Below are 25,900 nucleotides of genomic sequence, written 5' to 3'. Positions count from 1 at the left end.
TTGGCCCTTATATGCGCTCCCATAGGAAGAAATTCCAGTGGCGCGCAGGCTAATCGAGGGTTGAAATTGCGATGCCCGCAAACCTCGAAAATCAGAGCGGTTTGAAGTCCTGCATGTGCCAGCCGCCGGCCGCGGCGATGCACAATTGCCCCTTGAACAAAGCGACGCCGTCGAAGCTTTCGCGCGAGGCGGTAAAGCTGCGGCAGGCCTGGCCGTTGTCCTGCACTTCGGCGAGTTCAGTGATGGAGCCCCGCGAGCCGGTGTCGGCATTCGCCCAGGGCACGGCCTGGCCGCGAAGCTCCTCGATGTCGGCCGAAGACACCGCATTGCCGATCGTGGTCTGGTCGGAAGCGCTGTCGGCGTCCGTCGATGTCACCCTGGCCGGCGCGCTTGAGGTGACGATGGAACGATCGACCTCGGCCTTTTCCAGGCTGAAGCCGCCGACGCCGCAGGCGGCAAGCGGCAGGGCGATAATCACGATCACGGCTTTCGAACTGGCCGAAGCGATAACGCTCCATTGCCCGCTGTCAAAAGCTTGCGCGATACGCGACAATCGGCAACCTCCTGAAGCTCGAGACAATTTGAGAAAAACTATGAGTGACACTGAGTTAACAAGTAGTGACTTTACCGAAGCCGCCGAGCCGTTCCGGCTCTTTGCCGAGTGGCTGGAGGACGCCAAGAAAAGCGAAATCAACGACGCCAACGGCGTAGCACTTGCAACCGTCGATGCCGACGGCATGCCGGATGTGCGGATGGTGCTGCTCAAGGGTTTCGATGAAAGCGGCTTTGTCTTCTACACGAATTTCGAGAGCGCCAAGGGCCGCGAGATTCTTGGCAGCATGAAGGCGGCGATGTGCTTCCACTGGAAATCGCTGCGCCGCCAGGTGCGCATACGCGGTCCGGTGGAGATCGTCAGCGACGCCGAGGCGGATGCCTATTACGCGACGCGGCCGCGCGGCAGCCGCATCGGCGCCTGGGCCTCGAAACAGTCGCGGCCGCTGGAAAGCCGCTTTGCCCTGGAGAAGGCGGTGGCCGAATACACGGCGCGCTACCCTATCGGCGAAATCCCGCGGCCCAAGCACTGGTCGGGCTTCCGCATCGTGCCGCAGGCGATCGAGTTCTGGCATGACCGGCCATTCCGGCTGCACGATCGGCTGGTCTTTTCGCGCAACGCCGAAGGCGGCTGGGACAAGACACGGCTTTATCCCTGAGGATCGCCGGGGCCGCCGGAGATCAGTCCTTCTCCATCTGGAACAGCAGGAAATGCGGCCGTTCGCTGGCAGCGCCGACCGCTGGTCGTATAGTCCTGGTGACGTCCTTCGGCACCAGGAATGTCTCGCGCAGCTTGATCGTGTCCCCGGCCTTGGCGCCCGAAAACATCGCGGAAATGCAGGTCTGAACATTGTCCGGCGCGTTCAGCCTTACCGCCGATGTCGGCGACCAGCGCCTTCCCTCGGCATCGATCAGCATCACCTTGCAGCCAAGCCAGAGGTTCTGCAGGTCGGGATCGCCGATGGTCACCGCGAAATCCGCGAGCACCGGTACGGAATCGGGCGGCAGGTTCTTCATTCCGAAGGCGCCGCGCAGATCGGTCAGCTTCCACTCGCTGCCGCCGAAATGCGCGCTCTGGCCCCAGGCCACGCGGCGCTCGAACAGATCGTTGTCGCCGAGCAGCGCCTTGACGCTGTCATAGGCCTGCACCGCCAGGGTCAGGGGAACGAGCACAAGCAGCGCCCAAAGGCTGCGGCGGCGCCATTTTTTCTCCGTCAGCCCTCTATCCTCAATCAGCGCCGTCATTTCGGTTGCCCATCGATCGGCTGCGCCAGATCGAGCGTGCCGACGGTGCCGGCAGGCAGGCCGTCGGAACCGGCTGCGACCGGTCCGATCGAAATCTCGGCCTGCGAATCGAGCGCCGCCATCAGCTTGCTTGAAATCAGCACCGTCGCGTTGCCGGCCTCCTCTGGCCTCACCTCGAAGACCAGCCTCGCCTTCCGCGGCAGGCCGGGGTCGACAGCTACCGGGAGAATGCCTTTGTTGATGAACGACAGCCGCTCGGTGTGGTCGTAGGTCAAGCCCGTTGGTCCGCGCCATGAGGCGACCGCGACGATCGTGGACGCAGCCTTGGCCGCGAACTCGACGGTCACCACCGCCCACACGCCGCCAGTGGTCAGCACCTTGGTCTCGCCGAACCGGTCGGCCTTGAGCTTGCGCGCAAACTCCAGCTTTTCCGCGCGCACCTCGAAGCTGCGGCCGACGATTGTCTCTCCCACATTGCCCCGTACCGGGATCGGGCCAATCAGGTCGGCATAGTGCGGTTTCGAAACCTGCAAGCCGTAGCAGAGCGCTACGGCGGCGAGCAGCAGGACGAGATTGGCCAGTCTGCGCATCATGGCTGGCCTCCAGCATCGGGCGCGACAGGAATGGTCAGCGTGCCGACCGGGCTCGGATTGAACCAGCCGGGCAGGCCGTAGAGGTTGTCGCGCTGTTTGTAGGTTTTGCGGATGACTGTCAGGTCGAGGCTGGCTGGAGCGGCAGCACCTTCCGGCAGCTCCCAGATATAGGCCATGCGCTCCGGCATATCCGGGTGCAGTTCCGGCGACAGCGTCTCGTCGCGCGTCAGCACGATGTACGGTTTTGTCGCCGGGTCGACAGCCGGCTGGCTTGCCTGGAGGAGTTCGAAATAATCCCTCGTCGACTGGGCCGTGCGGTTGGTCATGTCGACCTCGAAGACCAGCGCTTTGGTCCCAGGCTTGCGCAACATGCCATAGACATATTTCTGGGCGCTGACATAGGCCTTCACCGGCTGCAGAAGCCATTGTCCGGTTTCGATCGGGCCGGCTGGAGCCAGAACCGGCACTTGCGCGTGCCTTGCCCCGAAGGCGCCAAGCACGCCGGCAACGGCAATCGCCGCGGCCGTGCCGATGCCGGCGGCAATCCACGCTTTCAGCCGCGATCGGGCGGTTTCAAGCATTCTGCGCCTCGCCTTCCGGACTGGCCGGACCAGCCGGCTGCGCAGCCTCGCTGGCCCGGCGCTTGGGCAGCGCAAATGCCGTTTCGAGGATCGCCGCGAGGAAGCAGATGCGCAACGGCTCGACCAGAACACCGGTCGATGAGTCCTGGAAAGCGCTGCCGAACAGCAGCGACACGCTCTGCGAAAAAACCTGCCAGGTGTCGAGGTCGTGCGGACCGATGATGCGGGTTGCCCCCAGCCACGCCCATGCCGCCAGCCAGTCGATGAGACGATAGCCGACGATCAGCGTGAGCATGAGCACGACACCCGAGCTCAGCGTGATGCGCACGCCATTGGCGATCGGCAGATAGCGCGAGCGATAGCCGGAGATGAAGTGTTCGACGAAGTCGCGCATGAACTTCGGGATGCTTCGATAGCGGGCGCCGAGGCGCTCGACCCGGTCGTGCACGCGCAGCAGTTCCTTGTCGTCGCGTACATCATAGCCATAGATCAACGCCGTCATGACCAGCCAGATCACCGGCAGCAGCATGAAGAAGAACAGCGCGATGAGTTTTGTTGTCGTATCGATCGAGGTGACTTCGACTGGCACCATCGGGTCGGCAAAGGCGGCGGAAACCGGATTGGCGACGCCGTCGGCCGCAGCCTGAAGCGTGGAAAAGATGTTGCGGCTCATGATCCAGCCGACGATATCGTCCTTCCAGCGCGAGATGACGTACAGACCGACGAAGATCCAGTTGGTCTCGCAGATCACGACCACGATTTGCCAGAAGGACTTTGCGCCGCCGCGCTTCTGCATCGCCTGGGCAAAACGCCTGACCAGCCAGGAGATGACGACGGAAAATATGAGCCAGCGCGAATCCAGCACATCCAGCACATTACCCGCGCCTTCGCCGAACGGCGCCATGTCGAGGGTGACGCGCGAATATTGCCGCACCGAATCGCCAAGAAAGCCCCAGGCGGCGTAATAGGCGAAGAAAGGCAGGAGCGCGACAGTGACCATGCGCGCCAGCCTTGCGGCGCTGCTGCTCGGTTCTTCGCGAGACGTCTTATCGGAGGCTTTGTCCCGCGCGGCCTGTTGCGCCGCGCGGATCGCCGGCAGGCCGGGAAGCAGGGTCTGGAACATGGCGACGGTGACGATGAGCTGCGTCAAGGCGACGAGCGTCAGCAGCGCCAAGCCCGCCATATGGTTGAGGAAGGCGGCGCGCGCGGCGATCTGCATGAACAGGTCGCCGCCCAAAATGCCCAACAGCACCATGGCGATCAGCTGCGGCCAGAAGCGCCACCAGAGCCTGAACGTCAGGCCGAGCGGCCTTGCAAAATCGGCAAGCATGTCCCGGCGTTCAACCCGTCAACGGGCGCCGGCTTCGATGCTGTGCGCATCGATGACAAATTCTCGGGTCATGTCCTCTCCACCTGGCCGCCAGGATCGAGCGAGAAATAGTGCAGGCCGAAGCGCTTTGACAACCCTTGAGCGGTTTTCCCCTGACGCCTACCGCCACCGCCAAGGTCGGATACAGCTTGGCGTGAGCCTATGCCTTCTTGCGCGTCATGAAGGCCGTCAATGCGGCGCGCGCTTCGTCGGACTTCAGCCGCTCGGAGAAATGCTCGCTCTCCACCTTGATGCGGGCGACAAGCTCGTGGCGCGGGGCGCGCATCAGGTCACGCGCAATCTTCAGCGCCTGCGGCGGCTTGGCGGCGATCTCGCCGGCCGCTGCGAGTACCGCGGCTTCTAGCCGGTCCTCCTCGACCACCTCATAGATCAGGCCGGCGGCCTTGGCGCGCTCGGCGGAAAAACCTTCGCCGAGCCCAAGCAGGGCGAAGGCGCCCTGCCTGCCGAGGATGAGCGGCGCCAGCAGGCTGGAGCCCGCCTCCGGCACCAGGCCGAGGTCGACGAAGGGTGTGCGGAACACCGTGCGCGGCGTGGCGAAAGTCAGGTCGCAATGCAAATTGAGCGTGGTGCCGATGCCGACCGCAATGCCGTCGACGCCGGAGACCATCGGCTTCTCCGTTTTGGCCAGCGCCATCAGGAAGTCCCAGACCTCGTTGCCGCCCTCACCGCCGGTGGCGATGACCAGGAAATCGGCGAGATCGTTGCCGGAAGAGAAGGCGCCTGAAACACCGAGGAAGACATGGACGCGGACCGCCGGGTCGGCATCGCCATCAGCCAGCGCCTTGGACATTGTCGCATACATGGCGCGCGTCAGTGCGTTCTTCTTGTCGGGACGGTTCATGCGGATGATCTGGATGGCGCCCTGGCGCTCGACGAGAATATGGTCTGTCACGGTCATTCTTCCCTGGTGAGCGCTCTGGTATTCAGGCCGTTATCAGCGCCTTGCCGGCGTCAGCGAGGCTCTCGGCGCCATCGATGACGCGTTCCTTCAAGGCGCTGACTTCGCCGAGCAGGTTTTCGGCGAAAAAGCGGCAAAGGGCGATGCGGCTCTGCTGGGCAAGTCCGCCACGCGCCAGATAAGCGCCGCCGGCAGCAAGCGAGATCAGCCTGAGATAGGGGGTCGCACCGGCTTGCGCTTCGTCCAGACGGCCGTCGGCCAGCAGCTTCTGCAGGAAGCGCGTCGCCTCGGTGAGATCGTCGAACGCCTGGTCAAGCGCTTCGGCGGTGCGGCCGAAGCCCTGCAGGTTCGAGGTCCGCACCTCGTCAGCGATGGCCTCCAGTTCGGCGATATAGCCATGCACATGCTCGCCGCCGCCAAGCGGCAATTTGCGGGCTACAAGGTCGATCGCCTGGATGCCGTTGGTGCCTTCATAGATCGGCGCAATGCGGGCGTCGCGATAGAGCGCGGCCGCGCCCGTCTCCTCGATGAAGCCCATGCCGCCGTGGACCTGGACACCCAGCGACGCAACGTCGACGCCGATATCGGTGGAAAAGGCCTTGGCCAGCGGCGTCAGCAGATTGGCGCGATCGCGCCAATGCGCGGCCTCCTCGCCTGCCGACAGACGCGCGAAGTCGATGGCGTGGGCGCAGGAATACGAGATGGCGCGGGCGATCTGGGTCAAAGCCTTCATGGTCAAGAGATTGCGCTGCACGTCGGGGTGATGGACGATCGGCGCCATCCCGGCGCCTGAAAAGTCGGATGCCTTGCCCTGGCGGCGCTCATTGGCATAGGCGATCGCCTTCTGTGTCGCGGCTTCCGCCACCGCCACGCCCTGCATGCCGACGCAAAGCCTCGCGTTGTTCATCATGGTGAACATGCAGGCGAGCCCCTTGTTTTCCTCGCCGATCAGCCAGCCGATGGCGCCGGGGGTCGCGTCTTGAAAACCGTCGCCATAGATCATGGTGCAGGTTGGCGAGGCATGGATGCCGAGCTTGTGCTCGAGGCCCGAACAGAAGACGTCGTTGCGGGCGCCGAGCGAGCCGTCATCATTGACCAGGAATTTCGGCACCAAAAACAGCGAGATGCCGCGCGTGCCGGCCGGTGCGTCGGGCAGCCGCGCCAACACCAGATGGATGATGTTGTCGGTGAAATCATGCTCGCCATAGGTGATGAAGATCTTTTGGCCGAAGATGCGGTAGGTGCCGTCGCCGGCAGGCTCGGCGCGGCTGCGCAGGGCTGCGAGATCGGAACCGGCCTGCGGCTCGGTCAGGTTCATCGTCCCCATCCACTCGCCGGAGACGAGCTTTGCCAAATACTTTGCCTTCAGCGCTTCGGAGGAATGCTTGTCCAGCGCCTCGACGGCGCCCATGGTCAGCGTCGGGCCGATGCCGAAGGCCATGGCGGCGGAGTTCCACATTTCGAGCGCGGCCATGCCCAACATGGTCGGCAGGCCCTGGCCGCCAAATTCTTCCGGCCCCGACAGCGCGTTCCAGCCACCGTCGATCCAGCTGCGGTAAAGCGCCTTCCAACCGGGCGGCATGGTCACGGCTGCATCCTTCAGCATCGCGCCGTGTTCGTCGCCGATCTTGTAGAGCGGCGCCACCTCCTCGCTGGCGAAGCGGCCGGCCTCGGCCAGGATGGCGTCGACAAGGTCTTCGCCGAGGTCCCCGAACGCGCCGCTGTCGAGCGCCGGCTTGAGCCCGACGACATGCTTGAGCGTGAACGAAATGTCGTCGACCGGGGCCTTGTACATGCCGCTTTCTCCTCCGCTGCTCCGACCGCTCGATCCTAGGACCCGGGCCGATGCAAAACCATCCGCCTCTGGGCGGCCTCCGACCTTCTTTTTACGTAAACGTCAAACTTTGTCACGCGGATTTTCATCGAACTTCGTCGTCCACAGGTGGAGCGGGAGCGTAGCGGACGCCGAGTACCATGTCGCGACCTCGCGCTAGGGGCGCAACGGTGCAGAATTCCGCGCCGTGGCAACGCTTCGAAGTCGCGGAATGCATACTATGGTCCGCGCCGCGTCGCTTCGCTCCTTGCTTCGCCATAGAATGACGAAATCGCGAGAGCGACAGGACTCCTGCCCGAAAGCACTTCCTTAACCATACCGGTCCACCATCGGTGTTTGGTCAGCGGGGATCCCCTGTTTGAAAACGCCGGCGCATCTTCTTCGCCGCTCAGCGATCGCTCTCGCGGCGATGATGGCGCTGACGTCAGCGGCTACAGCCTCGGACTTTTCCGAGCCTTGGCGGGATGGCGACCGCGCGCTGGTGGTCGACGCCTATGAATACAATTCCATCGACTGGGCGCAGCTTGCCACCGACAAGCGCATTGTCGGCTTCATCAACAAGGCCTCCGACGGGCTGCCGCCGCCCTATTTCTGCTACGGCGACGAGCCTACGGTCAAACTCTGCAAGACATTGTGGAAACGCTTTGCGGTGACGCGCGAGCTGTTTCAGACGCGCAAGGTGGTGGCCAAGGCGCTCGGCCTGAAATGGGGCGCGTATCATCTTGCCCGCCCCGGCAATCCGCTCGAGCAGGCCAACAGTTTCATCGATTTCGCCGAGCCAGCCCCTGACGATCTGCTCGCCCTCGATCTCGAAGGCAACGACCCCTCGCAATGGATGTCGCTCGAGGATGCCGAGGAATTCGTGCGCCAGGTGCACCGGCGGCTCGGCCGTTTCCCGATCCTCTACACCAACGGCAAGACCGCCCAGTACATCGCCGACAACCGCTATCGATACCGTCTGCTGTCGCGGCTGCCGCTCTGGTATGCGCGCTACAAGCCCGACATCGACGTGCATTTTCCGATGGGCAACTGGCAGGGCTATGCGCTGTGGCAGTTCTCGGCGCAGGCCAATTGCGGGCGCCTGCGCTGCCCCTACCGCGTCGCCGGCACGCCCAACGACATCGACGTCAACGTCGCGCCGATGGACGCGGCGGCACTGCGCCAGCAATGGCCCTTCGGCGGCCTGATCGACGTGCCGCCCGACTACCTCGCCTCGATACCGGTGCCGGTGTCGCGCGCGGCCGGGCTCGCCGGCAAAGTCACCATCACATACGCCGATGTGGCGACGCCACCGACGGTCGAGGAGATGGTGGCGGTGCTCGGCGCGCGCTGGCAGACATTCCGCGCCGCCTTCCGCATGCCGGTGGTCAAGACGGTGCCGCGCCGCGCGCGCTTCGGCATTGCCGAGTATGTCGCCTGGAAGCGGACTGCGTATCGTTCGGAGGCTCTGCTCGAGGCCGCCTTCTCGCAGGCCGCCGACCCGGTCAGCACCGCTTCGACGGAACTCGTTCGCGAGCGCTGAGGCTCAGGTGGCGCTGGCTTTCTCCCGCGCCACCGCCTGCCAGCCTATGTCGCGGCGGCAGAAGCCTCGCGGCCAGTCGATGCGGTCGAGCGCGGCGTAGGCGCGGCTCTGCGCTTCGCCGACCGTCTTGCCTGACGCGGTGACGTTGAGCACGCGGCCGCCATTGGCGACCAGCGCGCCGCCATTGATGGCGGTGCCGGCGTGGAAAATCTCAACACCATCGCCGGCCGCCTCTTCCAGCCCGCGGATGACCGAGCCTTTTTCCGGCGTCCCGGGATAGCCCTGTGCCGCCATCACCACGGTCAGCGCGGCATCGTCGCGCCAGCGGATCGAACTGTGCGCCAACTGGCCGTCGACGGCGGCGTTGAGCAGCACCAGCAGATCGTCCTTCAGCCGCATCATCAGCACCTGGCATTCGGGATCGCCGAAGCGGGTGTTGTATTCGATCAGCTTCGGCCCTTTGTCCGTGATCATCAGCCCGGCGAAGAGAATGCCGGCGAACGGCGCGCCAAGCTCGGCCATGCCGCGCATGGTCGGCTCGACGATCTCGCGCATGGTGCGCTCGACCATTTCGGGGCTCATCACCGGCGCCGGCGAATAGGCGCCCATGCCGCCGGTGTTGGGGCCGGTGTCGCCGTCGCCGACGCGCTTGTGGTCCTGCGCGGTGCCAAAGGGAAGTGCGGTCGTGCCGTCGCACAGGCAGAAGAAACTCGCCTCCTCGCCGGTCATGAATTCCTCGACTACTACCTCAGCGCCGGCGTCACCGAATGCGCCGTCGAAACAAGCATCGAGGGCGGCGCGCGCCTCGTCCAGCGTCATGGCGATGGTGACGCCCTTGCCGGCGGCAAGCCCGTCGGCCTTGATGACGATCGGCGCGCCGACCTTTTCGACATAGGCTTTCGCCGAGGCAAGATCGGTGAAGCGGCCATAGGCGGCGGTCGGGATGCCGTATTTGGCGCAAAGGTCCTTGGTAAAACCTTTCGAGCCTTCGAGCCGCGCTGCCCGCTTCGACGGGCCGAAGACGCGGATGCCCTGCTCACGCAGATCGTCGGCAATGCCGGCGACCAGCGGCCCTTCCGGCCCGACGACGACGAGATCGATCGCGTTGTTCTGGCAGAAGCTGGCAACAGCGGCATGGTCAGCGATGTCGAGCTTGACCAGTTCGGCCTCGTGGGCGATGCCCGGATTGCCGGGCGCGGCATAGAGCCTGGTCAAAAGCGGCGAGGCCGCGATCTTCCAGGCCAGGGCATGTTCGCGGCCGCCGGAGCCGATCAACAAAATGCGCATGCCGATGTCCCTTGTCATTTCACGACAGGGACTGCGCTATTGCGCTGCGCGGCGCGGGTCAAGACTTTTGGTCCGCTGCTTGCCGGTTGCGCACGGCAGCGTCGCACGCACCGGCAAGCCGAAGCAGAAGCGCGGCTCTCGCGACTCAGCTCTGGTAGACAACCGGAAACCAGTCCTCGCGCAGTTTCTGGCCGGGCTTCATGTCATGGCCGGGATAGGGCGGCGAGGTACGGCCGGGGCGCTCGACATAGCGCGCATCGTCGCCGACCCAGCGCAGCGACAGCGCCCGGCGACGCGCCGCGGTCGGATTGCCGCGCGCACCATGCGCGGTGCGGAAGTCGAACAGGATGGCGTCGCCCGGCTCCATCTCCCATTCGAGCACCTTCAGCGACGGGTCCTTGTCTGGATCCGGCACGGGCAGATAATCGCCCTCGCCGGCATAGAAATTGCTGTCATCGAGCCAGCGCACCGGCAGGATCATCTTGTCCCATTTGTGCGAGCCGGCGATCAGCCGCAGCGTCGCTTCCTTGACCGGATCGATCGGAATCCAGAAGCTGACGGTCTGGGTGCCATCGACGAAGTAATACGGGATGTCCTGGTGCCAAGGCGTCGGCTTTTGCGTGCCCGGTTCCTTGACCAGCACATGGTCGTGGAAGAACTGGGCGCTGCGCGACTGCATCGCCGCTGCCGCGAGTTCCGCGGCCGGGGAATTGCGCACCACGTCGACGAATTCGGGAATGCGCTCCCAATTGCAGTAATCGTCGAAGAAGCTGCCCTTGCCGTTGGCGATGTCCGACGCCGTGGCGCTGCGGTTTTGCATGTTGCGCTCGATGCCGGCGGCGATGGTGCCGACCCAGTCCTTGAAAGCGCCGCGTATGCAGACCGCGCCGTCGCGCTGGTAGTCGGCAATCGCTGCGGCATCGATATGTCTGGCGGCCATCTCATGTCTTCCCTGTTTCGATGACCGACTATCGCAGCCGCCGCACATCGCGTAAAATAATAACTTCTCATCTCTCTTATAGTTTTAGACTATGAATCTGACCCTCACCCAGCTGCGTTACCTCGTCGCCGTCGCACGGCATGGCAGCGTCACCGCGGCCGCGCGGATGCTGAACGTCTCGCAGCCCTCGATCTCGGTGGCGATCGACAATGTCGAAGCGACGCTCGGCCAGAAACTGTTCGTGCGCCAGCGCGGCAGCGGCATCGCGCTGACCTCGTTCGGCCGCAGCGCGGTGGCGAAGGCAAAGCAGGTGCTGGCCGAAGCGGACGAACTGGTTGGGCTCGGGACGCGCGACGCCGATGTCGGGGGCGAACTTGTGCTCGGCTGTTTCGAGGATCTGGCGCCTTATTTCGCGCCGGCGCTGATCCGCGCTTTTTCGCAACGCTGCCCGGCGGTCACCGTGGTGGTCCGCGACGAGACCTTCGAGACGCTGGGCCGGCGGCTCGGCGATGCGGCGATCGATCTCGGCCTGACCTACGATCTCGGCCTGCCCTCGCACTTCGCCCGCATCCTGCTGCATGAGCTGCGGCCACACGCGCTTCTGCCGCAAGGCCACGCGCTGGCCAGCCAGGCCAGCGTCAGCCTGGCGGAGCTGGCGACCCATCCCTTGATCACCACCGACCAGCCGCATAGCTGGCAGCATATGCTGGACCTGTTCCTCAGCCGCGGCCTGTCGCCGGTCTCGCAATCGACGGCGAGTTCGTTCGAACTGCAGCGCAGCATGGTCGCCAACGGCTTCGGCGTCGCGGTGAGCTACACCAGGCCTTATGGCGACAGGAGTTATGACGGGCTGCCGCTGGTCTGCAAGCCGCTGTCCGATCCGCTGCCGATGCAGCGCATCATCCTCACCCATGACACAAGGCAAAGGCTGTCGAAGGCGGCGCTGGCCTTCACGGAGGTGGCGAAGGAATGGTTTGCCAGCCACGATATTTTCACCGCCTGAGCGACAATGCGGCCGCTTGACGGGGCACGCCGCTGCTGCCACTCCAGCACGATGGAAACCATCCAGTCGAAAGCCGCACAGGGCCGCGTCGCCGACGCGCCGAGCGGCCATTGGGTCTACAAGATATTGCCGCGCTGGCTGTGGCCTTACGCGCAGCTTGCGCGCTGGGACCGGCCGATCGGCTGGCAATTGCTGCTGTGGCCCTGCTGGTGGTCGGCAGCGCTTGCGGCCAGCGCCTATCCGCGCGCAAGCGACCCGTTGCTCACATTGCTGCCGTCGCCGTGGTTCCTGTTCCTGTTCTTTGTCGGCGCCGTCGCCATGCGTGGCGCCGGCTGCACCTATAACGACATTGTCGACCAGGACATCGACAACAAGGTCGAGCGCACGCGCTCGCGGCCATTGCCGGCCGGCAAGGTGACGCGCCGCCAAGCCTGGGCGTTCCTGGTCATCCAGGCCTTGCTGGGCCTCGTCGTGCTGCTGCAGTTCAACGACTTCGCCATTCCGCTCGGCATCGTCTCGCTGGTCATCGTTGCCGTCTATCCCTTCATGAAGCGCTTCACCAACTGGCCGCAATTGGTGCTCGGGCTCGCCTTCTCCTGGGGTGCACTGATGGGCTGGGCGGTCGAGTTCGGCGATCTCGATGGCCCGGCCATCATGCTCTATATCGGCTCGATCCTGTGGGTGATCGGCTACGACACCATCTATGCACATCAGGACAAGGAAGACGACGCCATCGTCGGCGTGCGCTCGACGGCGCGGCTGTTCGGCGACAACACCAAGACCTGGCTGGTCGGGCTTTATGGCGGCACGCTGGTCTGCTTCGCCATCGCCTTCGCCTCGGTGCAGGCGCCGGTGGTGGCGCTGGCCGGGCTGATCGCCGCCGGCGCGCATATGGCGCGGCAGATAGCGGTTCTGGATATCAACGATCCCGATCAATGCCTGCGGCTGTTCAAATCGAGCAACCAGGTCGGCTGGCTGATCTTCCTCGGCCTGATCGGCGGTGCGCTGTGGGTGGCGCTGAAGCCGCTGGTGTAGGCTCCCTCTTCCTTCTCCCCTTGTGGGCCCGTTGCGTTATAGGCTTTGGGCGTGGAGAGAGACGGCAAGGGCAATGCGAGGTGGTTTCCGGCGCTGGTTTGTGGCCAGATGGGGTAGGAGTTGGCGTATTCGGCGGATTTCGGGCGCAGTGCGACCCTAGATCAGGTCGCCAGCGTCACCCAGCGACGCATGTTGAAGGCCATGGCGGCGATGAGAACCTGTCCTGCCGCCTTGGCCAGACCGCGATAGCGGATGGCGCAAAGTCGCATGCGGTTCTTCAAGGTGGCGAAGGTCGTCTCGACGGCAAAACGTTGCCGGGCGATCAGTTGGTTGAACTGCTTCAGGCGCGCCGGCAGGCGCGGATGATGCTTGTTGGCCCGCCGCATCAGCCGCGGCTTGATCCCGCGCTGCCTCAGCGACAGCTCGCGCGCCTTCGTGTGATAGGCCGCATCCGCCAGCACCGCGCCTTCGTCGCCACAGATCAGATGATCCGCCTCGACCGTGTCGTTGACGTTGGCTGCTGTCGTCCTCACCCGGCGGATCAGACCAGAACCCTGGTCGACGCCGACATGGGCCTTGTAGCCGTAGGAGGAGCCAGGCTTGCCCTGCCGGCGTGTAAAGCCGGCATCGGGATCGCCGGCATCGCCCGCTTCGTGCGCGGCCCCACTGGGCGGCCGTGCCGCCGCCGTCTCGATCACCGTGGCATCGAGCATCGTGCCGCGCCGCAGGATCAGCCCGGCCTTGTCCAGTTGATGGTCCAGTTCGCCAAACAGCTTCTCCAGAAGCCCGGCCTCCACGAGAAGATTGCGAAAGCGGTTGAGCGTGGTGTGGTCGGGCACCGTCTCCTCGAGCGTCAGTCCAACGAAGCGGCGGAACGACAGCCGATCGGCGAGCGCCTCCTCCAGTTCGTTGTCCGACAGCCCATACAAGGATTGCAGCAGAAGCGCCTTGAACATCACCAGCGAATTGTACGCAGGCCGCCCCGGCCCAGTTGGCGAGCGCAGCCGTGCCAGGATCTTCTCGAAGCGATACCACTTCACCAGCGACGACAGCCGGTCCAGTCGTCCGCTCCGACCAAGACCCTGCGGCAGCAGAGCCTCTACAAAACTGAACTGACCGCTCGGCTTTGTCGTCATCGCAAAAATCCCCGTTTCAAAAACAGGGAATCACATCCACCCAATTTTGCAACAGTGCCCTTGTGGGAGAAGGTGGATCGACGCGCAGCGCCGAGACGGATGAGGGGTGCTCCAGCGGAGTGAGGCGTTGGCGTTCCCTGGAACACCCCTCATCCGTCTTGCCGCTTCGCGGCAATCCACCTTCCCCACAAGGGGGGAAGGAGAAGAGCGCTCTATTCTCTCGAAATAATCTCCTGGCCATCAATAACCAGCCTCAGCCCGAGGTCGCCGGCCCTGCGGCGGGCGAGGAAGCGCGGGCGGCGCGTGGTCGAGACCCGGCCCTTGCGGCGATCCTTGGCCGGCAGCGCCTTGATGGCGGCGCCGAGCGATTCCTCAAGCGTGCGGGCAATGCCGTCGGATTCGATCAGCAGCATCTGCAGCCGGTAAGCATCGGCCCAGGCGCGCCAGTCGGCGGCGACGTCGTCGAGATCGTCGGCCACCAGCAGCGGCACCGACAGCATCGGGTCGTTGTGCAGGAGTTCGAGGGTTACCGTGACATTGCCTTGCGCATCCTCCATCGCGCGGGCGGCGACGCCGCGAAACGCGTTGGCGGGCAGCGCGATGATCGCCGGCACGCCGCTCATCTCGAGCGTGCGGCGGATGACGGCGCCGCGCTGGTCGATGGTGAAGGTAACGTCGCCATAGTCGTCGCGCGTGGCATAGCTCACCACTTGCGGCAGGCGGAATGGGTCGAGGCGCATGTTGCGCCCGGCCCAGACGGGCTTCAATACACTGTTCATCTGCTGCCTTCCTGTGTTTCTCCTGAGAGCCGTTTTGCGGGTCTCTCCGGGCCGGTTTTCCCGGCCTCGTTGTGTGAAACATTAGCGCGAGCTTCTGCCGCCCGGCTTAAGAAAGTCAGTTAAATTTTGCTGATCTCAGGCGATGGTTATCGGAATGAGACCAGCCACAAAATGTTGAAAGGATCAGATAACCTTACCGGGATTCATGATGCCGGCCGGATCGAAGACGGCCTTCACCCGGCGCATCAGCTCGATCGCCATTGGCGGCGCGGTGGCGATCAGCTCGTCGCGCTTCAACTGGCCGATGCCGTGCTCGGCCGAGATCGAGCCGTGGAAGGAGCGCACGACATCGTGCACGGCATGGTTCATGGCGTGGTAGAGGCCGAGAAACGCTTCGTCGTCACCGCCCTCCGGCCGGGAGATGTTGTAGTGGAGATTGCCGTCGCCCATATGGCCGAAGCAGACCACGCGCGCCTGCGGACTGACCGAAGCCACTGCACCGGCCGCCTTTTCGATAAACGCCGGGATGGATGCCACCGGTACCGAAATATCATGCTTGATCGAAGCGCCTTCGGGCTTTTGCGAATCCGGCAGCACCTCGCGGAAGTTCCAGAACGCGTCGCCCTGCGCCAGGCTGGCCGCGATCACCGCGTCGCCGACGATGCCTTGCTGGAGGCCTGCCGACAGCACTTCTTCGATCAGCCCCCTGGCGTCCTCGGCCGAACGGCCCGACGACACCTGCATCAACACATACCATGGCCAATCCTGCGCCAGCGGCCGCGTGACGCCCTGCGCATGGCGCAGCGTGAAATCATAAGGACGCTGGCCGATCAGCTCGAAGGCGGTGAGTGCCGCCCCTGCCCGGTCCATCGCCAGGCTGAACAGCGAAAGCGCTGCTTCCGGCGACGACAGGCCGGCAAAGGCCACTTCGCGCCCCTTGGGCTTGGGAAACAGTTTCAGCACCGCCGCGGTGATGATGCCGAGCGTGCCTTCGGCGCCGACGAACAGGTTCTTCAGATCGTAACCGGTGTTGTCCTTCTTCAGTTTGCGCAGATCGTCGAAGACTTCGCCGGTCGGCAGCACCACTTCGACGCCGAGGCAGAGTTCGCGCGCATTGCCATAGGCGAGCACGCCGGTGCCGCCGGCATTGGACGAGAGGTTGCCGCCGATTTGGCAGGAGCCCTGCGCGGCAAGCGACAGCGGAAACAGCCGGTCGGCGGCGTCGGCGGCTTCCTGCAGCGTCTGCAGGATGACGCCGGCTTCGACGGTCACCGTGTTCGAGAAGACGTCGATCTCGCGAATGCGGTTCAGCCGCGACAAAGAAAGCACAATCTCGCGGCCGGATGCGTCAGGCACCTGGGCGCCGACCAGCCCGGTGTTGCCGCTTTGCGGCACGACCGGCGTTCCCGTCTCGCTCGCCAACCGCATGATACGGCTCACCTCGTCGACGCTGCCGGGACGCAGCACCAAGGCGGTCCTGCCATGCCACAGACCGCGCCGCTCGGTAAGATACGGCGCAATATCGGCCTGGTCGCGCAGCGCGTATTTGTCGCCGGCGATTGCCGCGAAGCGGGCGATGAGAGCGGGATCGAGGTCGAAGGGTGCGTCGTTCATGGGCGCAAACTATGGCGCTCAATCGAGCTTGTCACGGGGGGCAGCGGCACGAAACAGCCGATCGTTGATCGCCTCGCCGAGCCCATCGAACGGGATCGGCTCGACGGCGATCGTCGCCGCACCGCTGCGGTCGAGTTCCTGCAAATACGCGAACAGATTGCTTGCGGCTTCGCGCAAATCGCCTGACGCGGACAGGTTGCGCAAGGCGGCCGCCGCTTGCCAGCCTTCGGCGCGGTCGCCACCAAAGGCCAGCAAGGCCTCGCCTTCAGCCACACTCTGTGCATCGAGCCGCACCGATGCGCGCGGCGCATAATGCGACGCCAGCATGCCGGGCGCCTCGACGCCGGCTGTCGCGCCGCGCTGCAGCTTAATGCCGGTGACGGCCTCGATATCGGCGGCAGCGATGCCGCCTGGCCTCAGCAGCCGCACGCTGTTGCCTTCGACCTTGACGATGGTCGATTCCAGCCCGACCGGGGTGGCGCCGCCATCGACCACCAGCTGGATTTTGGCGCCGAGATCGGCCGCGACGGCTTGCGCCGTCGTGGCGCTGATCTTGCCCGAAGAGTTCGCGCTGGGCGCGGCCAACGGCCGGCCGAGTCTGGCGATCAGCTCGCCGCCGAACCCCCTGGGCATGCGCAGCGCGATCGTGTCCAGCCCGGCGGTGACCAGCGGATGGATGCCGTTGCCGGGTTGGAGCGGCAGCACCAGCGTCAGCGGCCCCGGCCAGAACGCCTCGGCCAGCCGTTTCGACAGCGGATCGAAGGCCGCAATGCGCTCGGCCATCGCCAGATCGGCGACATGGGCAATCAGCGGGTTGAAGCGCGGCCGGCCCTTGGCTTCGAAAATGCGGGCGACGCCGACGCCATTGGTCGCGTCGCTGGCCAGTCCATAGACGGTCTCCGTCGGGATGGCGACGACGTCGCCGCCCTCGAGCAGCGCCAACGCCTGCTCCATCGCTTCGCCGACGGATAGTATCTCAGCCACTCGCTTCACCTCACAGGCGCCGGATCTAAAGCGCGTCGCGCTGAACCGGATTCATGCGACGCGCTTTAGGTCTTTGTTTTGATGCATGTCGTTCTCTCAAAACCGGGGCCACTTTTGAGCGACATGCATTAGAGCGGTTCAGCTGTTCGCTTAAACGCTCTAAGTATTTGTTTTTGCGGAATTCCGGACGGAAAACCGCTACTCACTTTTCCTGGAATTGCTCTAATACGGCAGTGGTTTTCGGGCAAGCCGGCGTTGGCGAATTATCAATGCCTAAAATGCTATGTTTCCCTGCAAGCCGGCATCAATCCACTCGGGTTAAGGCTACTTGGGTTAGGGCTGGCGGCTTGTTGGGCAAGGGGACGGTTTCGATGTCGATGCGTGTGCTTGGAGCGCTTGGTTTCACCCTGGCGGCGATGACCGGTGGGGCGCACGCCTCGTCGATCGTCTTTCTCGGCGTCTCGACCTCGACGCCATCGGTCATCAAGGTTGGCGGATCCGAACCGGTCAGGACCGCCTCGACGCCATCGATCGTCGCGCTCGGCGATGCCCAGCCCGATGTGACTTATGAAAAGGTCGCGGCGATCCCCGAAAAGCCTAGGCAGGATCCGATGATCATTCGCGGCGGCATCGTCGGCGGCGCCTTCGCCGCGCCGGCTCCGGCCAGGGCGAGCGCCGCGGCGCCGGCAACTGAGCCGACGGCAGAGACCGCACCAGCCGGAACTGCAACGGCATCGAACGGCAAGCCCGAGTCGCAACCGGCAGCGCCGCAGCCGGCAACAACACCGCAGCAGCCGATCGAGGGCGTCGGCAAAGCCGAGTAGGCCATTCAGCCAAAACAGTCGGCCAAGACAGTCGGCCGATCCATGCCGCTTGACGCCAATCGACAGCCCGGCGCACGATCGGCTTGGCGGCGGCGGCCCCAATTTCGCCAATCGGTTTTGGCATGAGCGCGCCGGGTTGTAGGAGAGCGAGGGGTTATCATGAACATGACGAAATCTTTGATTATTGCCGGCCTGTTGCTGGCGTCACCTATAGGTGTCGGCGGCGCGCAGGCCGGTGACGAGCTAGGGTCCTACGTCGCGCGCATTTCCGATCGCGACCACCATGCCAGCGACGGCTATGAGCTGAGCAGCGCAGCACAGATGGTGCGGCAGGACCGTGCCAACTGGCACAAGTTCCACCGGCGCGACGCCGACGACCAGGGCGATGACTGGTTCCGCAGCAACGATGATCGCGCGTATCTGGAACGCATGCTGAAGCGCAGTGGCGCGATGAGCTCCTCGACACGGAACGCCATCGTCAATGGCGAGCCGCTGATCCAGGTCGACGTCTATTCAGACAGCGTGCATGTCAGCATTTTGGAGGACTGACGGAGTCAGCCTCGGGAGGACTGAAAACAAGACGGGCGGCGTGTGAACGCCGCCCGTGTTCGGGCTTGTCCGTCCCTTAGCTAGCCAGCTATTCTGGAGAAATCAGCCACCTGGTCGGTGGCCGTGCGGATGCGGGCGAGCAATGCCAGACGGTTGGCGCGCACGGCCTGGTCCTCATCATTCACGAGAACACGTTCAAAGAATGAATCAACCGGTTCGCGCAGCACGCTAAGCGCCAGCATGGCGGCGGAAAAGTCTTCGTTTTGAATCGCTTCGCCGGCTTCTCTCTCCGCCTGATTCACCGCTGCAAACAGCGATTTCTCGGCCTCCTCGCGAAACAGCGCCGGCTCAACAGTCTCGGCGACGAGCGTTTTCTTCTTCTCCTCGGCAGCCAGAATGTTGGCCGCCCGCTTGGCGCCGGCGAGCAGGTTCTTGCCGTCCTCGGTGTCGAGGAAGGACCCCAGAGCTTCGACGCGACGCACGATCTGCAGGAGGTCGTCCGAGTGCGATTGGCCGATCTCCCCCCTTGTGGGGGAGATGCCCGGCAGGGCAGAGGGGGGCGCGCCAGAATGAGAGGTCGGCGGGACAGCGCCCCCCTTTGTCGACTTCGCCGCCCCCAAAAGGGGGGAGATTGGCGCGCTTCCACCACCTGCCAGCACGGCGTCAATGAGATCATGCCGAGCGCCCTGGTCGCGGAGATAGACTTTCAGGCGGTCGTGGAAGAAGGCGAGGAGGTCGGGCCCAAATGCCCGTCCAGCCTTAGACGCGAGATAACTCGCCGTTTGATAGGCACTATCGAAGAGCGATGTCAGCGGCAGTGAGATCCCATTCTCGATCAGGATTCTCACCACGCCCAGTGCGGCCCTTCTCAGCGCGTAAGGGTCCTTCGACCCCGTCGGCTTTTCATCAATGACCCAGAAGCCGACCAGCGTATCGATTTTGTCGGCCAGCGCGACGGCAATCGACACCGGATTGGTCGGCACGCTATCCGACGGACCTTGCGGTTTGTAGTGCCCCTCGATCGCCGCAGCCACGGACGGATGCTCACCCTGCAGCAGCGCGTATTTGCGGCCCATTGCGCCTTGCAGTTCCGGAAACTCGCCCACTGCTTCTGTCGTGAGATCAGCCTTGGCCAGCACGGCGGCGCGAGCGGCGAGCGCGGTAATCTCCCCCCTTGAGGGGGAGATGTCGCCGAAGGCGACAGAGGGGGTCGTCTCGCGTGGAGTGCCAACTCCCTCTTTCTTCGAGAGACCGGACGGCGTCGCGGCAGCCGAAGCGACCCCCTCTGGCCTGCCGGCCATCTCCCCCTCAAGGGGGGAGATCGACTGCGCCACTGTTGGCGCCAGCTCCTGCGCCAGCCGCTTGATCCGCTCCACCCGATCGCCTTGCGTACCGAGCTTGGCGTGAAAGGTGACATTGAGATGGTCGAGGCGGGCCATGCGCTGGTCGAGCGGCTTTTTCAGATCGAGCCCGAATTTCTTCGCCGACGCCTCGAGCTGCTCCAGATCCGGCAGATCGCCCTGGTCGGTCTTCCAGAAATACAGCGCGTCCGACAGGCGGGCACGCACCACCTTGCCGTTGCCGTGCGCGACCTCCTTGCCGCCGTCCTTGGCCTCGATGTTGGCGGTGAGGATGAAGCGGTTGGAGAGGTTTTCGCCGTCGCCCTGCGGCCGGGTGACAAAGCATTTCTGATTGGCGCGGATGGTCAGCCGGACCACTTCTGGCGGTATGGCAAGAAAGGCCTGCTCGAATTCGCCCATCAGCACCACCGGCCATTCGACCAGGCCCGACACTTCTTCCAACAACCCTTCGTCCTCGACCAGATCGAGCCCGTTGGCGAAGGCGAGGTTGCGGGCGTCGGCAAGGATGATCTCCTTGCGGCGGTCGCTATCGAGCACGACCTTGGCCGCTTCCAGCTTGGTCACGTAATCGTCGAAGCGGCGCACGGTGATTTCTCCCGGCGCCATGAAACGATGGCCGTAGGTGATATTGCCCGAGCGGATGCCATCGATCTCGAAATCGACCACCACCGGCTCCTCGGTCTCCGGGCCGAAGGTGCACAGAATCGTCTGCAGCGGCCGCACCCAGCGTAGCGAACCGGGCTTGGCTGAAGCCGGCCCCCAGCGCATCGATGTCGGCCAGGGGAAGCCGCGAATGATGGCCGGCACCAGTTCGGCGATGATTTCTTCCGCCGCCCTGCCCGGCTTCGAAATATGGGCGACGTAGAAATCGCCCTTCTTCGGATCGGAATGAACATGCGCCTCGGCAACCGAGGCAAGGCCTGCCTTGCGCAGAAAACCCTGCACCGCCTGTTCCGGCGCCGTCGTCGACGGCCCCTTGATCTCCTCGTGGGTATCCTTCGAGCGCGCGGTCAGGCCCCTGACATCGAGCGCCAGGCGCCGCGGCGTCCAGTATTCGCGCGCGGCGTCATAGGTCAGACCCGCCTCGACCAGACCGTCGGTCAGCATCTTCCTGAGATCGCCCGCCGCCTTGCGCTGCATACGGGCGGGGATTTCCTCGGAGCGAAGTTCTAAGAGCAGGTCTGGCATGGTTAAGCTCCCACCCTCCCCTTGATGGGGAGGGTCGGCGCGTAGCGCCGGGGTGGGGTGGCGACCTCTCAGCCGCCGATACCTTCGGCACCATCGCGCAAACGCAGGTGTGATTTTCGTTCTTCCACCGCCGCATAGATCGTATCGAGCACGGAATCCAGTTCGTTTTTGATTTCATGGTTCCAGAAGCGAATGACGCGGTAGCCTTGGCTCTCGAACCATTTCGTTCGACGCTCGTCATGGCGCAGCTGGTCATCGAAGCTGTGATGGGCACCGTCCACCTCAATGATCAGCTTCAGCCGGTGGGAGATGAAATCAGGGAAGTAAACGCCTACCGACGCCTGCCTGCGAAAATGAGTGCCTTCTACTGGAATGCGCCACAGATGCCGCCACAGGATGCGTTCCTCGTCGGTCATCGCCGCGCGAAGCCTTTGCGCAGACTGCAGCTTGAATCGATCGAGTTTTGGCATGGAACGTCGCGCTGTCACCCCCACCCGCCGCTTCGCGGCGACCTCCCCCATCTAGGGGGAGGTAAGAGGGCATAGCAACTCGGCTGACCGCTGTTTCCAGGAATTTTGACCGCCCCTGTCGGGCCGCAACCAGCCCGCCCGTCCTTGGATCAAAGATTTCCATGAACCAAACGCAGCGCTGAAGCGACCAACGCTCAGGCAGGGACCTATTGGCTGAACGACCATGAAAACGGCATCGAGACTTCTCCAGATCATCGCGCTCAGCGCCTGTTTCGCCGCGCAGGTGCATGGCGCCTTCTCGATGCCGGGCGTACGGCAGGCTATGCGGACCATGGCGGGGTCGACTGGCCCGATGTTGGCCCCAATCAACATTTCCCTCGAAATGATGAAGTGAGCCTCAGGCGGCGAGCCCGCCGGCCTGGGTCTGCAAAAATGCCTCGCCGCAGGCTTTCGCCAGATTGCGCACCCGCAGGATGTAGCTCTGCCGCTCGGTCACCGAAATCACGCCGCGCGCGTCGAGCAGGTTGAAGACGTGGCTGGCCTTGATGCACTGGTCATAGGCCGGGAAGACCATGCGGTGCATCGGCAGATTGTCGTTCGAAGCCGGGGCGCCGGCCGCGAGCAGCGCCTTGCATTCGGCTTCGGCGTCCTCGAAATGCCTGAGCAGCATGGCGGTGTTGGCATATTCGAAATTGTGCCTGGAATATTCCTGCTCGGCCTGCAGGAAGACATCGCCATAGGTGACTTTTTCGGCGCCTTCTCGGCCATTGAAGTTGAGGTCGTAGACATTGTCGACGCCCTGCACATACATGGCCAGCCGCTCCAGGCCGTAGGTCAGTTCTCCCGCCACCGGCGCGCATTCGATGCCGCAGACCTGCTGGAAATAGGTGAACTGCGACACTTCCATGCCGTCGCACCAGCACTCCCAGCCGAGCCCCCAGGCGCCAAGCGTCGGGCTTGCCCAGTCGTCCTCGACGAAGCGAATGTCGTGCAGCAACGGATCGACGCCGATCGCCTTGAGCGAGCCGAGATAGAGCTCCTGCAGGTTCGGCGGGTTGGGCTTCAGGATCACCTGGTACTGGTAATAATGCTGCAGCCGGTTGGGGTTTTCGCCGTAGCGGCCGTCCTTGGGCCGGCGCGAGGGCTGGACATAGGCGGCGTTCCAGCCCTTGGGCCCGAGCGCGCGCAGCGTGGTGGCCGGATGGAAGGTGCCGGCGCCGACTTCCATGTCGTAAGGCTGCAGGATGACGCAGCCATAGGCGGCCCAGTAATTGTGCAGGGTCAGGATCAGCCCCTGGAACGAGCGGCTGGGATGTATATGGGCTGGACTGTCTGACGTCACGGCGGCCTCGGAAAGCGCTGAAATGATGCCATTCCCTAGTTGCCGGGCCGGCTAGCGTCAAGGCAGCGCCTATCGCCGCCTTGATGAGAGGTTGAACGCTTTGCTTCGGACTGGCCCATTGCCGGACGGTGCCGGTGGCCGTTTGCTCGCCCAGCTTCAACGACAGAGGTTCAGCTATGCAAGGCCAGCTCACCGTACGCCCCGTCACCCGAGAGGATTACGAGCAATGGCTGCCGCTGTGGGACGGCTACAATGCGTTTTACGGCCGCTCGGGCGAGACCGCCCTGCCCGGTGACATCACTGCAATGACATGGTCGCGCTTCTTCGATGCCTATGAGCCTATGCATGCGCTGGTCGCGGAGAGCGAAGGCAAGCTTCTCGGTCTTGTCCACTATCTCTATCACCGCACCACGACGGCGATTTCGCCGAACTGCTATCTGCAGGACCTCTTCACCAATGAGGCGTCGCGCGGCAAGGGCGTCGGCCGGGCACTGATCGAAGACGTCTATACCAGGGCGCAAACCGCAGGCTCCAGCCGCGTCTACTGGCTGACACACGAAACCAACCACACGGCGATGAAGCTCTACGACAAGATCGGCGATCTCTCGGGCTTCGTCGTCTACCGAAAGCTGTTCTAGAATGAGCGCCAACGCTGGGTCTGCGCCGCGTCGCTTCGCTCCTTGCTCCGCCATAGAATGACGATCGCGATAGGGCGTCTCTATCTCTTTGTTTCTGTCGCAATTCCGAGCGGAAAACCGCGCACACTTTTCCTGGAATTGCTCTAAGACGCCTAGCCGAAACAAAAACGGGGCTCAGCGAGCCCCGTTTCATCAGAAGTATGGCCCGATCACCCCTTCGGCGCTGGCGGGGTGGCCGGCTTGACCTTCGGGGTTTCCTGCGCCGTGTTGGATTCGATCGGCGGCAGGCCCTTCATCAGCTTCTGCTGCAAAATGGCAAGCACATCGGGATCCGGCTTCAGGTCGCGCGCCTGATTCCACTGGAAAGTGGCTTCGAGCTTGCGGCCGACGCGCCAATAGGCATCGCCGAGATGGTCGTTGAGCACCGGATCTTCCGGCTTGAGCGACACGGCGCGCTCCATTTCGCGCACGGCGTCGTCGAACCGGCCCATGCGGAAATAGGCCCAGCCCAGCGAATCGACGATGTAGCCGTCGCTCGGCCTGAGGTCGACGGCCTTCTGGATCATCGCCAGGCCTTCCTTGAGGTTCATGTTCATGTCGACCCAGGAATAGCCGAGATAGTTCAGCACCTGCGGCTGGTCGGGGAACAGTTCCAGCGCCTTGAGGAAGTTCGGTTCGGCCTTGGGCCATTCCTTCAGCCGCTCATAGGCGATGCCGCGCTGATAGTAGATGTTCCAGTTGGCATTGGTCGGCGTCTTCAGCACCGCGACCGCATTGTCGTAGACAGTGGCGGCGGAGCGGAAATCCTCCTTCGAGGCATAGACCCCGCCCAGCGCCAGATAGGCGCGCATGTCATCGGGGTGAGCTTCGACGAATGCCTTGAGATGGGCGATCGCCTCGTCGTGACGGTTGAGATCGGCAAGGTTGAGGCCGAGCTGCAGGTCGGAAAGCTCCTTCAGCGGCGAGGAGGCTGGAATGCGGCTATAGAGCGCAATGGCGCCTTCGCCGTCCTTCAGCTGCTCCGCAACGGCGGCAAGCTGCACCAAAGCGGCGTCGCTGTCTGGCTTGAGCGCGAGCGCATATTGCAGATAGAGGCGCACGAACGGCTCGCCGCCGCCGCGATTGAGCGCGATGGCGAGGTCGAGCAGGATTTCAGCGGCGCCTTCGGAGGGACTGGCGACGAAGGGCTCGATCTTGTCGCCCTTGCTGATCCTGTCGCGAAGCGCCTGGATGTCGAGCTTGCCGGGCGCGAACGCCTCGGCCTTGTCGAGCACGTAGAGCGCCTTGTTCTTGTTGCCCTTGCGCGCCAGGAAAGACGCGTAGGCCTGGGCGTTGCGCATCCATGTCTCGGGCGCGGCACCGCCGGCCGTGACGTCGGTCAGGGTCGCGTCATAAAGCGCGTCGGCCTTGTCCGATAGGCCTGCGGCATCGGCGATCAGCGCGCGGTGGAAGGACTTGAACAGGCCGAACCAGTCAGGCCCCTGCAGTTTGTCGATCGAGGCCATCGCCCCGGTGGGGTCGCCGGCGCCCTCTTGTGCCCAGCCGGACATGACGCCGGAAATCAGTCGGTCGAGATCGGATTCGAGCGACAGCTTGAGCCAGTACTGCGCCTTGGTGAAATCCTTCTTGTGGAAGGAATCGACCGCCAGAGCCAGACGCGAGAAGCGCTCGACGTCGGGAACTCCCTTGAGCTTGTCGGCATAGACCAGCGATTCCTCGAAGCGGCCTTGCGCGATCAGCGACAGCATCAGGCTTTGCTGCAGTGAGGTGTCGCCGGGATTGAAGGCGAGCGCCTGCTTGTAATAAGCGATGGCATTGTCGAGGTCGTTGTCGCCTTCGGCGATGCGGGCGGCGAGATAGGCGCCCGAGAAGGAGGTGATCTTGACCGGGTCGGTCGATTCCTTGGCGTAGGCAGGCAGCGGAGAAATCGCCATCCCTGCCACAATTGCCAGCCCCGCGAGCCAGCGCGCACGTCCTTGCCGCATCGTATCCCTTTCAGCCAAGCGCCATCCCGCGTCGGCGCGGAGAAGCCATAGACTCGATGTTTCCTGACAAAGCATGGCCTTTTTGGGGTCAGGCTTCAATCCGGACCGAATTCACAATCGGGTCACCCGATTAACAAACCATGGCGACGC

Annotated in this window: 24 protein-coding genes; 7 read left to right on the top strand and 17 right to left on the bottom strand. The window is 63.9% G+C overall.

Going from position 1 to position 25,900, the window contains the following annotated elements; genetic code table 11:
* Nucleotides 1-91 precede the first annotated feature (91 nt).
* A complete protein-coding gene (locus NKK52_RS02575) occupies nt 92-553 on the bottom strand; it encodes an RT0821/Lpp0805 family surface protein (RefSeq protein WP_023685400.1) in 462 nt (153 codons plus the stop codon).
* A 28-nt stretch (nt 554-581) separates the two neighbouring features.
* Between NKK52_RS02575 and pdxH the strand changes: the two genes are divergently transcribed.
* Complete coding sequence (gene pdxH, locus NKK52_RS02570) at nt 582-1,211, top strand: pyridoxamine 5'-phosphate oxidase (protein ID WP_081725434.1); 630 nt, start codon at nt 582-584, stop codon at nt 1,209-1,211.
* A gap of 22 nt (nt 1,212-1,233) precedes the next feature.
* Here pdxH and NKK52_RS02565 read toward each other — a convergent pair whose 3' ends face one another.
* From NKK52_RS02565 to NKK52_RS02540, 6 genes are all read right to left on the bottom strand, one after another.
* Nucleotides 1,234-1,797: a hypothetical protein gene (locus NKK52_RS02565; protein WP_023685399.1), complete on the bottom strand. Its 564-nt coding sequence runs from the start codon at nt 1,795-1,797 to the stop codon at nt 1,234-1,236.
* Nucleotides 1,794-2,390, bottom strand: coding sequence for a hypothetical protein (locus NKK52_RS02560; protein ID WP_023685398.1), 597 nt, complete (start codon nt 2,388-2,390; stop codon nt 1,794-1,796). The genes NKK52_RS02565 and NKK52_RS02560 overlap by 4 nt, the downstream gene beginning before the upstream one ends.
* Entirely contained in the window at nt 2,387-2,971 is a 585-nt protein-coding gene (locus tag NKK52_RS02555; RefSeq protein ID WP_023685397.1) for a hypothetical protein, read from the bottom strand. Before NKK52_RS02555 ends, NKK52_RS02560 begins: the two co-directional genes overlap by 4 nt.
* Entirely contained in the window at nt 2,964-4,301 is a 1,338-nt protein-coding gene (locus NKK52_RS02550) for a hypothetical protein (RefSeq protein WP_023685396.1), read from the bottom strand. The genes NKK52_RS02555 and NKK52_RS02550 overlap by 8 nt, the downstream gene beginning before the upstream one ends.
* 199 nt (nt 4,302-4,500) lie before the next feature.
* A complete protein-coding gene (locus NKK52_RS02545) occupies nt 4,501-5,253 on the bottom strand; it encodes a crotonase/enoyl-CoA hydratase family protein (protein WP_031204362.1) in 753 nt (250 codons plus the stop codon).
* Nucleotides 5,254-5,284: 31 nt separating this feature from the next.
* Complete coding sequence (locus NKK52_RS02540) at nt 5,285-7,054, bottom strand: acyl-CoA dehydrogenase family protein (RefSeq protein WP_352628207.1); 1,770 nt, start codon at nt 7,052-7,054, stop codon at nt 5,285-5,287.
* 448 nt (nt 7,055-7,502) lie between these two features.
* Between NKK52_RS02540 and NKK52_RS02535 the strand changes: the two genes are divergently transcribed.
* Nucleotides 7,503-8,615, top strand: coding sequence for a glycoside hydrolase family 25 protein (locus tag NKK52_RS02535; protein WP_032905831.1), 1,113 nt, complete (start codon nt 7,503-7,505; stop codon nt 8,613-8,615).
* Nucleotides 8,616-8,618: 3 nt separating this feature from the next.
* On the opposite strand, the gene purD is transcribed toward NKK52_RS02535, so the two are convergent.
* On the bottom strand, nt 8,619-9,902 hold the full coding sequence (gene purD / locus NKK52_RS02530; RefSeq protein WP_031204361.1) for a phosphoribosylamine--glycine ligase: 1,284 nt from the start codon (nt 9,900-9,902) through the stop codon (nt 8,619-8,621).
* Nucleotides 9,903-10,047: 145 nt separating this feature from the next.
* On the bottom strand, nt 10,048-10,842 hold the full coding sequence (locus tag NKK52_RS02525; protein ID WP_023685391.1) for a phytanoyl-CoA dioxygenase family protein: 795 nt from the start codon (nt 10,840-10,842) through the stop codon (nt 10,048-10,050).
* A gap of 91 nt (nt 10,843-10,933) precedes the next feature.
* Here NKK52_RS02525 and NKK52_RS02520 point away from each other — a divergent pair, with 91 nt between their 5' ends.
* Together NKK52_RS02520 and ubiA are read left to right on the top strand one after the other, a co-directional pair.
* Nucleotides 10,934-11,845 carry a LysR family transcriptional regulator gene (locus NKK52_RS02520; RefSeq protein ID WP_023668455.1) on the top strand — a complete coding sequence of 304 codons (912 nt, stop codon included), beginning with the start codon at nt 10,934-10,936 and terminating at the stop codon, nt 11,843-11,845.
* Between the two features lie 51 nt (nt 11,846-11,896).
* On the top strand, nt 11,897-12,880 hold the full coding sequence (gene ubiA, locus NKK52_RS02515) for a 4-hydroxybenzoate octaprenyltransferase (protein WP_023685390.1): 984 nt from the start codon (nt 11,897-11,899) through the stop codon (nt 12,878-12,880).
* 161 nt (nt 12,881-13,041) lie between these two features.
* On the opposite strand, the gene NKK52_RS02510 is transcribed toward ubiA, so the two are convergent.
* The 4 genes from NKK52_RS02510 to NKK52_RS02495 all read right to left on the bottom strand — a co-directional run bounded on the left by NKK52_RS02510 (nt 13,042) and on the right by NKK52_RS02495 (nt 17,393).
* Nucleotides 13,042-14,016: an IS5 family transposase gene (locus tag NKK52_RS02510; RefSeq protein ID WP_023743626.1), complete on the bottom strand. Its 975-nt coding sequence runs from the start codon at nt 14,014-14,016 to the stop codon at nt 13,042-13,044.
* A 212-nt stretch (nt 14,017-14,228) separates the two neighbouring features.
* Nucleotides 14,229-14,795, bottom strand: coding sequence for a DUF6101 family protein (locus NKK52_RS02505; RefSeq protein WP_023684357.1), 567 nt, complete (start codon nt 14,793-14,795; stop codon nt 14,229-14,231).
* 183 nt (nt 14,796-14,978) lie between these two features.
* A complete protein-coding gene (locus NKK52_RS02500; protein WP_023684358.1) occupies nt 14,979-16,409 on the bottom strand; it encodes an FAD-binding oxidoreductase in 1,431 nt (476 codons plus the stop codon).
* Between the two features lie 18 nt (nt 16,410-16,427).
* Nucleotides 16,428-17,393, bottom strand: a complete 966-nt coding sequence (locus NKK52_RS02495) for an L-threonylcarbamoyladenylate synthase (protein ID WP_023684359.1) — start codon at nt 17,391-17,393, stop codon at nt 16,428-16,430.
* Between the two features lie 371 nt (nt 17,394-17,764).
* Here NKK52_RS02495 and NKK52_RS02490 point away from each other — a divergent pair, with 371 nt between their 5' ends.
* Both NKK52_RS02490 and NKK52_RS02485 read left to right on the top strand, forming a co-directional pair.
* On the top strand, nt 17,765-18,217 hold the full coding sequence (locus tag NKK52_RS02490; RefSeq protein ID WP_023684360.1) for a hypothetical protein: 453 nt from the start codon (nt 17,765-17,767) through the stop codon (nt 18,215-18,217).
* A 165-nt stretch (nt 18,218-18,382) separates the two neighbouring features.
* Entirely contained in the window at nt 18,383-18,766 is a 384-nt protein-coding gene (locus NKK52_RS02485; RefSeq protein WP_081726860.1) for a hypothetical protein, read from the top strand.
* Between the two features lie 80 nt (nt 18,767-18,846).
* Here NKK52_RS02485 and glyS read toward each other — a convergent pair whose 3' ends face one another.
* From glyS to NKK52_RS02470, 3 genes are all read right to left on the bottom strand, one after another.
* A complete protein-coding gene (gene glyS / locus NKK52_RS02480; protein WP_050591997.1) occupies nt 18,847-21,315 on the bottom strand; it encodes a glycine--tRNA ligase subunit beta in 2,469 nt (822 codons plus the stop codon).
* A gap of 68 nt (nt 21,316-21,383) precedes the next feature.
* The gene (locus tag NKK52_RS02475) at nt 21,384-21,785 is read right to left on the bottom strand and encodes an endonuclease domain-containing protein (protein ID WP_023692101.1); all 402 of its coding nucleotides are present in this window, start codon (nt 21,783-21,785) and stop codon (nt 21,384-21,386) included.
* 397 nt (nt 21,786-22,182) lie between these two features.
* Nucleotides 22,183-23,127: a glycine--tRNA ligase subunit alpha gene (locus NKK52_RS02470; protein WP_023684365.1), complete on the bottom strand. Its 945-nt coding sequence runs from the start codon at nt 23,125-23,127 to the stop codon at nt 22,183-22,185.
* A gap of 176 nt (nt 23,128-23,303) precedes the next feature.
* On the opposite strand from NKK52_RS02470, the gene NKK52_RS02465 reads away from it, so the two are divergent.
* Nucleotides 23,304-23,765 (top strand): GNAT family N-acetyltransferase, encoded by a 462-nt coding sequence (locus NKK52_RS02465; protein ID WP_023684366.1) that lies wholly within the window; start codon nt 23,304-23,306, stop codon nt 23,763-23,765.
* A gap of 209 nt (nt 23,766-23,974) precedes the next feature.
* Here NKK52_RS02465 and NKK52_RS02460 read toward each other — a convergent pair whose 3' ends face one another.
* On the bottom strand, nt 23,975-25,750 hold the full coding sequence (locus tag NKK52_RS02460) for a tetratricopeptide repeat protein (RefSeq protein ID WP_031204175.1): 1,776 nt from the start codon (nt 25,748-25,750) through the stop codon (nt 23,975-23,977).
* Between the last annotated feature and the right edge of the window lie 150 nt (nt 25,751-25,900).

Source organism: Mesorhizobium sp. C277A (assembly GCF_040324395.1).
GTDB lineage: Bacteria > Pseudomonadota > Alphaproteobacteria > Rhizobiales > Rhizobiaceae > Mesorhizobium.
Note: the sequence above shows the minus strand (reverse complement) of the source record. Positions and strands in the feature narration are given on the sequence as shown.

Excerpts from the sequence above, each read along its gene's own strand:
- NKK52_RS02565 (WP_023685399.1), bottom strand. The coding sequence starts at position 1,797 with ATGACGGCGCTGATTGAGGATAGAGGGCTGACGGAGAAAAAATGGCGC.
- NKK52_RS02560 (WP_023685398.1), bottom strand. The coding sequence starts at position 2,390 with ATGATGCGCAGACTGGCCAATCTCGTCCTGCTGCTCGCCGCCGTAGCG.
- NKK52_RS02555 (WP_023685397.1), bottom strand. The coding sequence starts at position 2,971 with ATGCTTGAAACCGCCCGATCGCGGCTGAAAGCGTGGATTGCCGCCGGC.
- NKK52_RS02550 (WP_023685396.1), bottom strand. The coding sequence starts at position 4,301 with ATGCTTGCCGATTTTGCAAGGCCGCTCGGCCTGACGTTCAGGCTCTGG.
- NKK52_RS02540 (WP_352628207.1), bottom strand. The coding sequence starts at position 7,054 with ATGTACAAGGCCCCGGTCGACGACATTTCGTTCACGCTCAAGCATGTC.
- NKK52_RS02535 (WP_032905831.1), top strand. The coding sequence starts at position 7,503 with ATGATGGCGCTGACGTCAGCGGCTACAGCCTCGGACTTTTCCGAGCCT.
- purD (WP_031204361.1), bottom strand. The coding sequence starts at position 9,902 with ATGCGCATTTTGTTGATCGGCTCCGGCGGCCGCGAACATGCCCTGGCC.
- NKK52_RS02525 (WP_023685391.1), bottom strand. The coding sequence starts at position 10,842 with ATGGCCGCCAGACATATCGATGCCGCAGCGATTGCCGACTACCAGCGC.
- NKK52_RS02520 (WP_023668455.1), top strand. The coding sequence starts at position 10,934 with ATGAATCTGACCCTCACCCAGCTGCGTTACCTCGTCGCCGTCGCACGG.
- ubiA (WP_023685390.1), top strand. The coding sequence starts at position 11,897 with ATGGAAACCATCCAGTCGAAAGCCGCACAGGGCCGCGTCGCCGACGCG.
- NKK52_RS02510 (WP_023743626.1), bottom strand. The coding sequence starts at position 14,016 with ATGACGACAAAGCCGAGCGGTCAGTTCAGTTTTGTAGAGGCTCTGCTG.
- NKK52_RS02505 (WP_023684357.1), bottom strand. The coding sequence starts at position 14,795 with ATGAACAGTGTATTGAAGCCCGTCTGGGCCGGGCGCAACATGCGCCTC.
- NKK52_RS02500 (WP_023684358.1), bottom strand. The coding sequence starts at position 16,409 with ATGAACGACGCACCCTTCGACCTCGATCCCGCTCTCATCGCCCGCTTC.
- NKK52_RS02490 (WP_023684360.1), top strand. The coding sequence starts at position 17,765 with ATGTCGATGCGTGTGCTTGGAGCGCTTGGTTTCACCCTGGCGGCGATG.
- NKK52_RS02485 (WP_081726860.1), top strand. The coding sequence starts at position 18,383 with ATGACGAAATCTTTGATTATTGCCGGCCTGTTGCTGGCGTCACCTATA.
- glyS (WP_050591997.1), bottom strand. The coding sequence starts at position 21,315 with ATGCCAGACCTGCTCTTAGAACTTCGCTCCGAGGAAATCCCCGCCCGT.
- NKK52_RS02475 (WP_023692101.1), bottom strand. The coding sequence starts at position 21,785 with ATGCCAAAACTCGATCGATTCAAGCTGCAGTCTGCGCAAAGGCTTCGC.
- NKK52_RS02465 (WP_023684366.1), top strand. The coding sequence starts at position 23,304 with ATGCAAGGCCAGCTCACCGTACGCCCCGTCACCCGAGAGGATTACGAG.
- NKK52_RS02460 (WP_031204175.1), bottom strand. The coding sequence starts at position 25,750 with ATGCGGCAAGGACGTGCGCGCTGGCTCGCGGGGCTGGCAATTGTGGCA.